The sequence below is a fragment of the Janthinobacterium foliorum genome, assembly GCF_978021625.1.
On record NZ_CDXDQE010000003.1, the window covers coordinates 407,744 to 419,754 of the forward strand.

Consider the following 12,011-nt stretch of genomic DNA (forward strand, 5'->3'; position numbering starts at 1 on the left):
AGCATGAGTAAATTTTATCCGCTGTCGGTGGCCAACGTGCGCAACGAAACGCGCGACACCATCGCCGTCACGTTCGACGTGCCAGCCGAACTGCAGCAGCAGTTCCGCTTCCAGCAGGGCCAGCACCTAACCCTGCGCGCCCACATCAATGCGGAAGACGTGCGCCGCTCGTATTCCATCTGTTCCGCGGTGCAGGACGGCAGCCTGCGCGTGGCCATCAAGCGCACGCCCGGCGGCGCTTTTTCCACCTGGGCCAACGATACACTCAAGGCCGGCGCCACCATCGACGTCATGCCGCCCATGGGCCACTTCAACGTGCCGCTCGACTGCGTCAACCGCAAGCACTACCTGGCCTTTGCGGCCGGCAGCGGCATCACGCCCATCCTCTCCATCATCAAGACGACCCTGCTGACGGAACCATTGAGCCGCTTCACCCTGTTCTATGGCAACCGCGCCTCGTCGTCCGTCATCTTCAAGGAAGAATTGACGGACTTGAAGGATGTGTACCTGGAGCGCCTGAACCTGGTGTACGTGATGAGCCGCGAGCAGCAGGATATCGAATTGTTCAACGGCCGCATCACGCAGGAAAAATGCGAGCAGTTCCTGCAGCACTGGATCAAGGTCGAAGACTACGACAACGCCTTCATTTGCGGCCCGGAAGACATGATGCTGGGCGTCTCCGCCGCCCTGCAGGCGGCCGGCATGCCCAAGCAGAATATCAAGATCGAACTGTTCGCCGCCAGCATCCCGAAAAGCGCCCACAAGCCGCGCGCCCAGCTGGCCGCGGACGTCGTGCAGGAAACGGAAGTGACCGTCATCATGGACGGCAACCACACCACCTTCACGATGGACAAGGACAAGGAATCCATCCTCGACGCGGGCCTGCGTCAGGGCATCGACATGCGCTACTCGTGCAAGGGCGGCGTATGCTCCACCTGCCGCTGCAAGATCCTCGACGGCAAGGTGGAAATGGACGTCAACTACGCGCTGGAAGACTATGAAGTGGCGCGCGGCTTCGTCCTCAGTTGCCAGAGCTTCCCGCTGACCGACAAGGTCGTGGTCGATTTCGACCAGGCTGAATAAACGCCGGGATCAGACCCGACGGAGTCATGCGCCCCAGTGGGACGAATGACGATTCCGAAGGAACTGACCCCAGATTTCCGCTGCGGGCTAGCGAAATAACTAAAAACCGAGACACGCCATGACCTACCAAAACATCCTCTTCACCATCGAGCAGGGCATCGCCACCCTGACCCTGAACCGTCCCGACAAGCTCAATAGTTTTACGCAAGCCATGCACGAGGAAGTGCGCGACGCCATCGCGAAAGTAAACGCCGACAGCAGCGTGCGCGTCTTCGTGCTGACGGGCGCGGGCCGTGGTTTTTGCGCGGGCCAGGACCTGTCCGACCGCGCCGTGGAACCAGGCTCGAAGGGCGTGGACCTGGGCGAGTCGGTGGAAAAGAACTATGCGCCGCTGGTGCTGGCCTTGAAGGCACTGCCGATGCCCGTGATCTGCGCCGTCAACGGCGTGGCCGCCGGCGCGGGCGCCAACCTGGCGCTGGCCTGCGACATCGTCATCGCCGGCAAGTCGGCCAGCTTCGTCGAAGTGTTCTGCAAGCTGGGCCTGATCCCGGACACGGGCGGCACCTTCTTCCTGCCTCGCCTGATCGGTTCCGCGCGCGCCATGGGCCTGGCCATGCTCGGTGAAAAACTGACGGCGGAAAAAGCGGAAGACTGGGGCCTGATCTGGAAATGCGTGGACGATGCCGAGCTGGCGCAAGAGGCGCGCAAGCTGGCCGTGCACTTTTCCACGGCACCGACCAGGGGCCTGGCGTACACCAAGCAGGCGCTGGCCGCCAGCGGCGCCAATACCTTGCCGCAGCAGCTGGCGCTGGAAGCGCGCATGATGAGCGATCTGGGTAACAGCGACGATTACCGCGAAGGCGTGGCCGCCTTCATGGAAAAGCGCGCACCGCAATTCAAGGGACACTGATATGGCAGCTCTGGACAACAATAGTATCGTCGCAGTCATCGGCAGCGGCGCCATGGGTGCCGGCATCGCGCAGGTGGCGGCGGCCGCCGGCTACCGCGTGAAACTGTACGACACGCGGGCGGAAGCCGTCAGCAAGGCGCTGGCCGACATTGGCAAAATGTATGCGAAGCTGGCCGAAAAAGGCCGCATGACGGCCGCCGAGGCCACGGCCGCCACGGCGCGCCTGCAGTCTGCCGGCAGCCTGGCCGATGTAAGCGATTGCGCCATGGTGGTGGAAGCCATCGTGGAAAACCTCGACGTCAAGCGCGGCCTGTTCGCCGAACTGGAAGCGCTGGTGGCAGACGACTGCATCCTGGCGACGAATACCTCGTCGATTTCCGTCACGGCGATTGCCGCCAAGCTGCGCCGCCCGGAACGCCTGGTTGGCATGCATTTCTTTAATCCGGTGCCGCTGATGGCATTGGTCGAAGTGATCAGTGGCCTGGCCACCAGCGCGCAAGTGGCCGCCACCGTGCACGACACCGCTATCGCCTGGGGCAAGAATCCCGTGCATGCGAAATCGACGCCGGGCTTCATCGTCAACCGCGTCGCCCGTCCGTTTTATGCGGAAGGCTGGCGCTTGCTGAACGAGCAGGCGGGCGACGCCGCCACCATCGATGCCGTGCTGCGCGAAGCGGGCGGTTTCCGCATGGGGCCATTCGAATTGATGGATCTGATCGGCCACGACGTGAATTTTTCCGTCACCCAGTCCGTGTTCGGCGCCTATTTCAACGACCCGCGCTTCACGCCGTCCGTGCTGCAGCAGGAAATGGTCAATGCCGGCTTCCTGGGCCGCAAGTCGGGCCGTGGCTTTTACCCGTATGGCGAAGGCGCCAGCGCTCCCGTGGCGCAGGCGGAAGGCGCGCAAGCGAAGCCGGAATTCGTCGCGCTTTCCGCCGCCATCGGCGGCGATGGCCGTGGCCATAGCGGCATCATCCACAGCCTGGTGCAGCGCCTTGAGCAGGCGGGCGTCACCGTCAGCCGCCGCGTCATGCAGGAAGGCCAGGCGCATGACGAGGCGCCTGCATTGCATTGCAACGGCGCCGCGATTTATCTGACCGATGGCCGCAGCGCCACCCAGCGGGCGCACGACAACCAGCATCCGGACACGGTGCTGTTCGACCTGGCGCTCGACTACGCCGGTGCCAAACGCATCGCCGTGGCGCGCGCCGACCAGTGCAGCGACGCCGCCTACGCGGCCGTCGTGGGCCTGTTCCAGGCGGCCGGCTTCATCGTCACGCGCCTGGACGACGTGCCGGGCCTGGCCGTCATGCGCACGGTCGCGATGCTGGCCAACGAAGCGGCCGACGCCGTCAACCAGGGCGTGTGCACGGTGGCCGCCGTGGATATCGCCATGCAGAAGGGCGTCAATTATCCGCGTGGCCCGCTGGCCTGGGCCGACCAGGTCGGTATCTCCCACATCGTGACCGTACTGCAGCACCTGGCGCTGGGCTATGGCGAAGACCGCTACCGCGTCTCGCCGCTGCTGCGCCGCAAACTCGCCAATGGAGCACCGTTTCATGCATAAGGAAGACCCTATACACGCTGCCCAGGCGTTGGCCGAAGCGGCCGCCGCCTCCATGCTGTCGCGCGACAATGCCACCGCCGCCATGGGCATCGCCCTGGCCGAAGTGGGGCCGGGCCATGCGCGCATGACCATGACGGTGCGCGCCGACATGCTCAATGGCCACCAGACCTGCCATGGCGGTTTCATCTTCGCCCTGGCCGACAGCGCTTTCGCGTTTGCCTGCAACAGCTACAACATGAATACCGTGGGCGCCGGCTGCACCATTGACTACCTGGCGCCCGGCCGCGAAGGCGACGTGCTGACAGCACATGCCGTCGAGCAGGCGCTGGCCGGCAAGAGCGGCGTTTACGACGTCAAGGTCAGCAACCAGGAAGGCCGCGCCATCGCGCTCTTCCGCGGCAAGTCGATCCGCGTGGCGGGTGCAGTCATTAGTGATTGAAGGTACAAGAGCAGGGTTGAACTGCCGTTGCAGCTTTAAATAGTTAAAGAACCGATTAGGAGACAGAGATGGTCCAACGAATTCCCGCCCCGAATGACCTCGAGCCGATCGAGCGCGCCAGCAAGGATGAACTGCAGGCGCTGCAGCTCGAACGCATGCAATGGTCGCTCAAGCACGCGTATGACAACGTGCCCCATTACCGCGCCGCCTTTGACGCGGCGGGCGTGCATCCGGACGACCTCAAATCCTTGTCCGACCTGGCCAAATTCCCGTTCACCGATAAAAAAGTCTTGCGTGACAATTATCCGTTCGGCCTGTTCGCCGTGCCGCGCGAGCAGGTGGTGCGCATCCATGCTTCCAGCGGCACGACGGGCAAGGCCACGGTGGTCGGTTACACGCAGAACGACATCGACACCTGGGCCAACGTGGTGGCGCGCTCGATCCGCGCCGGCGGCGGCCGCGCGGGCGACATGGTGCATATCTCCTACGGCTACGGCCTGTTCACGGGCGGCCTGGGCGCGCACTACGGCGCCGAACGCCTCGGTTGCACGGTCATCCCGATGTCCGGCGGCCAGACGGAAAAACAGGTGCAGCTGATCCAGGATTTCAAGCCATCGATCATCATGGTCACGCCATCGTACATGCTCAACATCATCGAGGAATTCACGCGCCAGGGCCTCGACCCGGCCGAATCGTCGCTGAAGGTAGGCATCTTCGGCGCCGAGCCGTGGACGGATGCGATGCGCTCGGAAATCGAGGCGCGCGCCGGCATCGACGCTGTCGACATCTACGGCCTGTCCGAAGTGATGGGCCCTGGCGTGGCCTCCGAATGCATCGAAAGCAAGGACGGCCCCGTCATCTGGGAAGACCATTTCTACCCGGAGATCATCGATCCGGAAACGGGCGAAGTGCTGCCGGACGGCGAAGAGGGCGAACTGGTGTTTACCTCGCTGTCGAAAGAGGCGCTGCCCATCATCCGCTACCGCACGCGCGACCTGACCCGCTTGCTGCCGCCGACGTCGCGCTCGATGCGCCGCATCGGCAAGATCACGGGCCGCTCGGACGACATGCTGATCATCCGCGGCGTGAACGTCTTCCCCACGCAGATCGAGGAACTGATCCTCAAGATGCCGCGCCTGTCGCCGCAATATCAGCTGGTGGTGACGCGCGACGGCCACCTGGACAAGCTGGAAGTGGTGGCCGAACTGCGCATCGACCTGACGTCCACCATTTCGGCCAGCGAGACGGATGCCCTGGCGCGCGAACTGGAACACCGCATCAAGACCCACGTGGGCGTGAGCACGCGCGTGCGCCTGGTGGCCGCTTCCGGCATCGAACGCACGCTGACGGGCAAGGCCCGCCGCGTGATCGACCAGCGCCCGAAGATTTTCTCCTAAATTAATTACATCGATCAAGCAGGATAGACCATGAACGAAGCCTTTATCTGTGACGCCGTGCGCACGCCTTTTGGCCGCTATGGCGGTGCTCTTGCCAGCGTGCGCGCCGACGACCTGGGCGCGCTGCCGATTGCCGCGCTGATCGCGCGCAACCCGTCCGTCGACTGGTCCGCCATCGACGACGTGTTCTACGGCTGCGCCAACCAGGCGGGCGAGGACAACCGCAACGTGGGCCGCATGGCCGCGCTGCTGGCCGGCTTGCCGGCGGCCGTGCCGGGCAACACCATCAACCGCCTGTGCGGCTCCAGCCTGGACGCCGTCGGCATGGCGGCCCGCTCCATCAAGGCGGGCGAGGCGGAACTGATCATCGCCGGCGGCGTGGAAAGCATGACGCGCGCGCCTTTCGTCATGGGCAAGGCCGACAGCGCCTTCTCGCGCGCGGCGAAAATCGAGGACACGACCCTGGGCTGGCGCTTCGTGAACGGCAAGGTGAAGGCGCAGTACGGCATCGACACCATGCCGGAGACGGCAGAAAACGTGGCCGTGGAATTTGGCATCAGCCGCGCCGACCAGGATGCGCTCGCCCTGCGCAGCCAGCAGCGCTGGGCCGCCGCCCATGCTGCCGGCGTGTTCCAGCGCGAAATCGTGCCCGTCGCCGTGCCGCAAAAAAAGGGTGATCCGAAGATGGTCACCAGCGACGAACATCCGCGCCCCGACACCTCGCTGGAAATGCTGGCCAAGCTCAAGGGCGTGGTCAAGCCCGATGGCAGCGTCACGGCCGGCAATGCCTCGGGCTTGAATGACGGCGCCTGCGCCATCCTGCTGGCGTCCGCCGCCGCTGTCGACAAATACAAGTTGAAGGCCCGCGCGAAAGTGCTGGGCATGGCCACGGCCGGACTGGCACCGCGCATCATGGGCTTTGGCCCGTCGCCGGCCTCGCGCAAGGTGCTGGCGCAGACCGGTCTCACCATCGAGCAGATGGACGTCATCGAACTCAATGAGGCGTTTGCCGCGCAGGCGCTGGCCGTCACGCGCGACCTGGGCCTGGCAGACGATGCCGCCCACGTGAATCCGAATGGCGGCGCGATCGCCATCGGCCACCCGCTGGGCGCATCGGGCGCGCGCCTGGTGATGGCGGCATTGAACCAGCTGGAGCGCACGGGCGGGCGCTATGCGCTGTGCACCATGTGCATCGGCGTGGGGCAGGGCATCGCCGTGGTGATTGAACGCGTATAAAAACAGTAAATAATAAAAAAACCAAGGTGCAAGATAGCACCATCCAATTTGACCGTAGTGCCAACCTGGTGGAGACCACAATGATTGCCAATATCTTCAAGAAAACCCTGATCGCCGGCGTGCTGGCCATGTCCGCCGCGGGCGCATATGCGGCCGATAACATCAAGATCGGTTCCGTGCTGTCCGTCACGGGTCCGGCCGCCTTCCTGGGCGACCCGGAACTGAAAACCCTGCAGCTGTACATCGAGAAGATCAACGCGGCCGGCGGCGTCCTGGGACGCAAGCTGGAACTGGTGCACTACGACGATGGCAGCGACGCGGCCAAGGCCAACGGTTTCACGAAACGCCTGATCGAGTCGGACAAGGTCGATGTGCTGATCGGCGGCACCACCACCGGTGCGACGATGGCGATGGCGCCATTGGTCGACCGCGCCAGCCTGCCCTTCATTTCGCTGGCGGGCGCCGTGGTGATCATCGATCCGGTCAAGAAATGGGTCTTCAAGACGCCGCATACGGACCGCATGGCGGCCGAAAAGGTGTTCGAGGACATGAAGAAGCGCGGCATCAGCAAGGTGGGTCTGCTGTCGGAAACGAGCGGCTTCGGCGCCTCGGGCCGCAAGGAATCGCAGATCGTCGCTTCCAAATACGGCATCACCCTGGTGGCCGATGAAACCTATGGCCCGAAAGACACGGATATCACGGCGCAGCTGACCCGCATCAAGAATACCAAGGGCGTGCAAGCCGTGTTCGTCTTCGGCCTGGGCCAGGGCCCGGCCGTCGTCACCAAGAACTACGGCCAGCTGGGCATGGCCGCCCTGCCGCTGTACCAGTCGCATGGCGTGGCCTCCGACGAGTACCTGAAATTGTCGGGCAAGTCCGCCGAAGGCGTGCGCCTGCCGACGCCAGCCCTGCTGATCGGCGCCATGCTGCCGGACAGCGACGCGCAGAAGGCCGTCGTCGTCGGTTACGACAAGACGTACAAGGAGCGCTACAAGATCGATCCGTCGACCTTCGGCGGCTATGCGCTCGACGCCCTGAACCTGTCGGTCGACGCCATCAAGCGCGCCGGCGGCACGGACCGCGAAAAAGTGCGCGCGGCGCTGGAGCAGACCAAGGGTTTTGTCGGCACGACGGGTGTCTTCAACATGTCGGCCAAAGACCACATGGGCCTGGACCTGTCGGCGTTCCGCATGGTCGAAGTGAGGAACGGCGAATGGCAATTGTCTAAATAAGTTCGAGAAGGTAAGCCGGAAGTACCTGCGCGAGGCCGCCCCCGAAGGCGGCCCGCGCATAGTCGAACATAATGGAGACACCATGGAAGTCGCTCAATTTCTGCAATTTTTGTATTCGGGGATGACGGTCGGTTCCGCCTATGCGCTGGCGGCGCTGGGCTTTACCATCATCTACAACACCAGCGGCGTGATCAATTTCGCCCAGGGCGAGTTCATCATGCTGGGCGGGATGCTGGCCGCCGTGATGTCGGCCGCCGGCGTGCCGCTGCCGCTGGCCATCATCCTGGCCGTCATCGCCACCGGCCTGGTTGGCCTGCTGATGGAAAAAACCGTGATCGAACCGGCGCAGAATGCGCAGGTCATTACTTTGCTGATCATCACCATCGGCGCCTCGCTCGTGCTGCGCGGCCTGGTGCAGATCTGGCTGGGCAAGGACACGCATTCGCTGCCGGCCTTTTCCGGCGACGCGCCGATCGAATTCCTCGGCGCCAGCCTGCTGCCGCAAAGCCTGTGGGTGCTGGGCGTGACGGTTGTCATCGTGCTGGTGCTGGGCTGGTTCTTTGGCCGCACCCTGATGGGCAAGGCCATGCTGGCCACCTCGCACAACAAGCTGGCCGCGCAGCTGGTGGGCATCAATACGCGCAAGGTGCTGCTGTTCTCGTTCGGCCTGTCGGCCCTGCTGGGCGCGGCGGGCGGCATCCTCGTCGCCCCCATCACGTACACCTCGTATGACGCGGGCATCATGCTGGGCCTGAAAGGCTTTGTCGCCGCCGTCCTCGGCGGCCTTGGCGGCGGCGCCGGCGCGATTGCCGGCGGCCTGATTCTCGGCATCGCCGAAGCCATGACGGCCGGCTACATCTCTTCGGCCTACAAGGACGCGGTGCCCTTCGTGCTGATTCTGCTGATCCTGTTCTTCCTGCCGCAAGGCTTGTTTGGCGCCAAAAATTCGGAGCGCGTATGACCAACTTATTCACACGCTCGCGCCACGGCGGCTTGCTGGTGCTGGCGCTGGTGCTGGCCATCCTGCCCCTGTTCCTGAGCAACGCGTTTTACTATGACGTGGCGATCCGCATCGCCCTGAACGCCATCGTCGTCATCGGCCTGAACCTGCTGATGGGCTACACGGGCCAGATCAGCCTGGGCCACGCGGGTTTCTATGGCTTGGGCGCGTATGCGTCGGCCGTGCTGACCACGCATTACGGCTGGCCGCCGCTGGCTGCCCTGGGCGCCGGCGCCGTCGCCACGGGGCTGCTGGCGCTGCTGCTGGCGCGCCCGGTGCTGAAACTCAAGGGCCATACCCTGGCCATGGCGACCCTGGGCCTGGGCATCATCATCTCCATCGTCATCAACAACGAGACGCAATGGACGGGCGGCCCGGACGGCATCGGCGTCTCCGCCTTTACCTTGGGTGGCCTGGAAATCGCCGGCGAAAAATCATGGTATGTGGTGTGCGCCGTGCTGCTGTTGCTGGTCACGTGGCTGGCCCTGAACCTGATCGATTCGCCCGTCGGGCGCGCGCTGCAGGCCATCCACGGCTCGGAAGTGGCGGCCCGCGTGGTGGGCGTCGACACGACCCGCTTCAAGGTGCGCGTGTTCGTGCTGTCGGCCGTCATCGCCAGCATCGCAGGCAGCATCAGCGCCCATTACATCGGCTTCATCACGCCCAACCTGGCCGGCTTCTTCCACTCGATCGAGCTGGTGACGATGGTGGTGGTGGGCGGCATGGCGTCGATCTTCGGCTCCATCATCGGCGCGGCCCTGCTGACGATCCTGCCGCAGCTGCTGTCCAGCTTTGAAGGCTGGGAGACGGTGGTGTTTGGCGTGATCCTGATGGCCACCATGATCTTCATGCCCAAGGGCCTCGTGCCGAGCCTGGCCAGCCGTTCGCGCAAGCGGGCTGCCACGCCGAAGGCGCCCGTCAAATCCGCGCAGGAGGTGTGAAATGCTGACGATTAAGAACCTGAGCAAGAGCTTCGGCGGCGTGCACGCGGTGCAGGACGTGAGCTTTAGCGTCAAGGAAGGCAATATCCACTCCGTGATCGGGCCGAATGGCGCCGGCAAGACGACCCTGTTCAACCTGATCACGGGTGTCTACACGCCGAGCAAGGGCGAAATTTTGCTCAATGGCGAAAACGTGGCCGCCATGCCGCCCGATGCGCTGGCGCGGCGCGGCATGAGCCGCACCTTCCAGAATCTGCAGGTGTGCATGAACATGACGGCCATCGACAATGTGATGGTGGGCGCGCATCTGCGCCTGAACCAGAACTTGTTCGCTTCCATGCTGCGTTTGCCGTCCGTGCGCCGCGCCGATGCGGCTTGCCGCGACGAGGCGGCGGGCCTGATGGAGTTTGTCGGCGTGGGACGGCATATCGCTGACGAGGCGGGGCAGATGTCGTATGGCGCCTTGAAACGCCTGGAAATCGCGCGCGCGCTGGCGGCCAAGCCGAAAGTGCTGCTGCTCGATGAACCGGCGGCAGGCCTGAACCACACGGAGACGGGCGAGATCGAAGCCCTGATCCGCAAGGTGGCGCAGTCGGGCGTGACGGTGGTGCTGGTCGAGCATGACATGAAACTGGTGATGAATCTGTCGGACCATATCCTGGTGCTCGACTATGGCAAGAAGCTGGCCGAAGGGACCGCCGCCGAAGTGCGCGCCAATCCCGACGTGGTGGCAGCGTATCTGGGAGTGGCTGCATGATGATGGAAAAACCTCAATCGCCGCTGGTACTCGATATACAGGGGCTGACCAGCCACTACGGCCGCATCCAGGCCCTGCACGGCATAGCCCTGCAGGTACGCCAGGGCCAGCTGGTGGCGCTGGTGGGCGCGAATGGCGCCGGCAAGACCACCCTGCTGCGGGCCATTTCCGGCGTGCAGCCGATCAGCGCCGGCAGCATCGCCTTCGCCGGCCAGGACGTGAGCCGCATGAGCGCCGACAGGCGCGTGCGCAGCGGCATCTGCCAGGTGCCGGAAGGGCGGCAGGTGTTCGGCCCCATGACGGTGGAAGACAACCTGCGCCTGGGTGCCTTCACGCGCCCGCCGCAGGACGTGGCGGGCGACATGGAGCGCATGTACGGCCTGTTCCCGATTTTGAAGGAAAAGCGCTTGCTGCTGGCCGGGACGCTCTCCGGCGGGCAGCAGCAGATGCTGGCCATGGCGCGCGCCTTGATGGGCCGTCCGCAACTGCTGCTGCTCGATGAGCCCAGCATGGGCCTGGCACCGCTGCTGATCGCGGAAATCTTCCGCATCGTGGCCGAGCTGCGCGACCAGGGCATCACCATCTTCCTCGTCGAACAGAATGCGCATGCGGCCCTGTCGATCGCCGACGTGGGCTATGTGATCGAGACGGGTGCCATCACCCTGTCCGGGCCGGGTCCGGAATTGCTGCATAACGAGCAGGTGCAAAGCGCTTATTTGGGGATGTAACCCGAAGGGCAAATACCGGGGTCGGATCCTCAGGGTCAGACCCCGGCAGTGCAAGGTTGTGGGGTACAGGAAAGCGTCACCCCATTGCATGAATAGGAGAACAACATGGTCAAAGTCTACGAAATCAACGGCGTCACCCCCGTCGTCCACCCCAGCGCCTACGTGCATCCGTCGGCCGTGCTGATCGGCGACGTGATCGTCGGTCCGCGCTGCTATATCGGCCCGCTGGCTTCGATCCGCGGCGACTTCGGCCGCCTGGTCCTGGAAGAGGGCGCCAACCTGCAGGACACCTGCGTCATGCACGGCTTTCCCGGCTGCGACACGGTGGTCGAAGTCGATGGCCATATCGGCCATGGCGCCGTGCTGCATGGCTGCCGCATCGGCCGCAATGCGCTCGTCGGCATGAACGCCGTGGTAATGGACAACGCCATCGTCGGCGAGGAATCCATCGTCGCCGCCATGAGTTTCGTCAAGGCGGGCATGATCATCGCGCCGCGCAGCATGGTGGTCGGCACGCCGGCCAAGGTGATCCGCTCCCTGAGCGACGATGAAATCAAATGGAAAAGCTCGGGCACGGGCCAGTACCACGAACTGGCCGTGCGCTCCATGCAGACGATGCGCGAGGTGGAAGCCCTGACGGAAGTCGAGGCGAACCGCCAGCGCCTGAATTTTGAATCCGCCTTGCCGCTGCACTTGCACAAGAACGCGGCAGCGCAGTAAA

General features: G+C 64.2%; 12 protein-coding genes. All 12 read left to right on the forward strand.

Features of this window, described 5'->3' with window-relative positions; genetic code table 11:
- Nucleotides 1-3: 3 nt before the first annotated feature.
- The 12 genes from paaE (at nt 4) to paaY (ending at nt 12,010) form a co-directional block, all read left to right on the forward strand.
- Nucleotides 4-1,083, forward strand: coding sequence for a 1,2-phenylacetyl-CoA epoxidase subunit PaaE (gene paaE / locus ACZ92H_RS09310; RefSeq protein ID WP_465049104.1), 1,080 nt, complete (start codon nt 4-6; stop codon nt 1,081-1,083).
- A 118-nt stretch (nt 1,084-1,201) separates the two neighbouring features.
- Entirely contained in the window at nt 1,202-1,993 is a 792-nt protein-coding gene (paaG, locus tag ACZ92H_RS09315) for a 2-(1,2-epoxy-1,2-dihydrophenyl)acetyl-CoA isomerase PaaG (protein ID WP_465049105.1), read from the forward strand.
- A 1-nt stretch (nt 1,994) separates the two neighbouring features.
- Nucleotides 1,995-3,560: a 3-hydroxyacyl-CoA dehydrogenase PaaH gene (paaH, locus tag ACZ92H_RS09320; RefSeq protein WP_465049107.1), complete on the forward strand. Its 1,566-nt coding sequence runs from the start codon at nt 1,995-1,997 to the stop codon at nt 3,558-3,560.
- The gene (gene paaI / locus ACZ92H_RS09325; RefSeq protein ID WP_465049108.1) at nt 3,553-3,999 is read left to right on the forward strand and encodes a hydroxyphenylacetyl-CoA thioesterase PaaI; all 447 of its coding nucleotides are present in this window, start codon (nt 3,553-3,555) and stop codon (nt 3,997-3,999) included. Before paaH ends, paaI begins: the two co-directional genes overlap by 8 nt.
- A gap of 68 nt (nt 4,000-4,067) precedes the next feature.
- Nucleotides 4,068-5,396 (forward strand): phenylacetate--CoA ligase PaaK, encoded by a 1,329-nt coding sequence (paaK, locus tag ACZ92H_RS09330; protein WP_131373543.1) that lies wholly within the window; start codon nt 4,068-4,070, stop codon nt 5,394-5,396.
- 30 nt (nt 5,397-5,426) lie between these two features.
- On the forward strand, nt 5,427-6,632 hold the full coding sequence (gene pcaF / locus ACZ92H_RS09335) for a 3-oxoadipyl-CoA thiolase (protein WP_465049110.1): 1,206 nt from the start codon (nt 5,427-5,429) through the stop codon (nt 6,630-6,632).
- 80 nt (nt 6,633-6,712) lie between these two features.
- Nucleotides 6,713-7,864, forward strand: a complete 1,152-nt coding sequence (locus ACZ92H_RS09340) for an ABC transporter substrate-binding protein (RefSeq protein ID WP_465049111.1) — start codon at nt 6,713-6,715, stop codon at nt 7,862-7,864.
- A gap of 82 nt (nt 7,865-7,946) precedes the next feature.
- Complete coding sequence (locus ACZ92H_RS09345) at nt 7,947-8,825, forward strand: branched-chain amino acid ABC transporter permease (RefSeq protein WP_046684305.1); 879 nt, start codon at nt 7,947-7,949, stop codon at nt 8,823-8,825.
- Nucleotides 8,822-9,805 carry a branched-chain amino acid ABC transporter permease gene (locus ACZ92H_RS09350; RefSeq protein WP_465049112.1) on the forward strand — a complete coding sequence of 328 codons (984 nt, stop codon included), beginning with the start codon at nt 8,822-8,824 and terminating at the stop codon, nt 9,803-9,805. The genes ACZ92H_RS09345 and ACZ92H_RS09350 overlap by 4 nt, the downstream gene beginning before the upstream one ends.
- 1 nt (nt 9,806) lies before the next feature.
- Nucleotides 9,807-10,562 (forward strand): ABC transporter ATP-binding protein, encoded by a 756-nt coding sequence (locus ACZ92H_RS09355; RefSeq protein ID WP_131373547.1) that lies wholly within the window; start codon nt 9,807-9,809, stop codon nt 10,560-10,562.
- Entirely contained in the window at nt 10,559-11,290 is a 732-nt protein-coding gene (locus ACZ92H_RS09360) for an ABC transporter ATP-binding protein (protein ID WP_131373548.1), read from the forward strand. Before ACZ92H_RS09355 ends, ACZ92H_RS09360 begins: the two co-directional genes overlap by 4 nt.
- A gap of 105 nt (nt 11,291-11,395) precedes the next feature.
- Nucleotides 11,396-12,010, forward strand: coding sequence for a phenylacetic acid degradation protein PaaY (gene paaY / locus ACZ92H_RS09365; protein WP_465049114.1), 615 nt, complete (start codon nt 11,396-11,398; stop codon nt 12,008-12,010).
- The last annotated feature ends 1 nt before the right edge of the window (nt 12,011 follow it).

Coding starts and splice junctions, on each gene's coding strand:
- paaE (WP_465049104.1), top strand. CDS start 4: ATGAGTAAATTTTATCCGCTGTCGGTGGCCAACGTGCGCAACGAAACG.
- paaG (WP_465049105.1), top strand. CDS start 1,202: ATGACCTACCAAAACATCCTCTTCACCATCGAGCAGGGCATCGCCACC.
- paaH (WP_465049107.1), top strand. CDS start 1,995: ATGGCAGCTCTGGACAACAATAGTATCGTCGCAGTCATCGGCAGCGGC.
- paaI (WP_465049108.1), top strand. CDS start 3,553: ATGCATAAGGAAGACCCTATACACGCTGCCCAGGCGTTGGCCGAAGCG.
- paaK (WP_131373543.1), top strand. CDS start 4,068: ATGGTCCAACGAATTCCCGCCCCGAATGACCTCGAGCCGATCGAGCGC.
- pcaF (WP_465049110.1), top strand. CDS start 5,427: ATGAACGAAGCCTTTATCTGTGACGCCGTGCGCACGCCTTTTGGCCGC.
- ACZ92H_RS09340 (WP_465049111.1), top strand. CDS start 6,713: ATGATTGCCAATATCTTCAAGAAAACCCTGATCGCCGGCGTGCTGGCC.
- ACZ92H_RS09345 (WP_046684305.1), top strand. CDS start 7,947: ATGGAAGTCGCTCAATTTCTGCAATTTTTGTATTCGGGGATGACGGTC.
- ACZ92H_RS09350 (WP_465049112.1), top strand. CDS start 8,822: ATGACCAACTTATTCACACGCTCGCGCCACGGCGGCTTGCTGGTGCTG.
- ACZ92H_RS09355 (WP_131373547.1), top strand. CDS start 9,807: ATGCTGACGATTAAGAACCTGAGCAAGAGCTTCGGCGGCGTGCACGCG.
- ACZ92H_RS09360 (WP_131373548.1), top strand. CDS start 10,559: ATGATGATGGAAAAACCTCAATCGCCGCTGGTACTCGATATACAGGGG.
- paaY (WP_465049114.1), top strand. CDS start 11,396: ATGGTCAAAGTCTACGAAATCAACGGCGTCACCCCCGTCGTCCACCCC.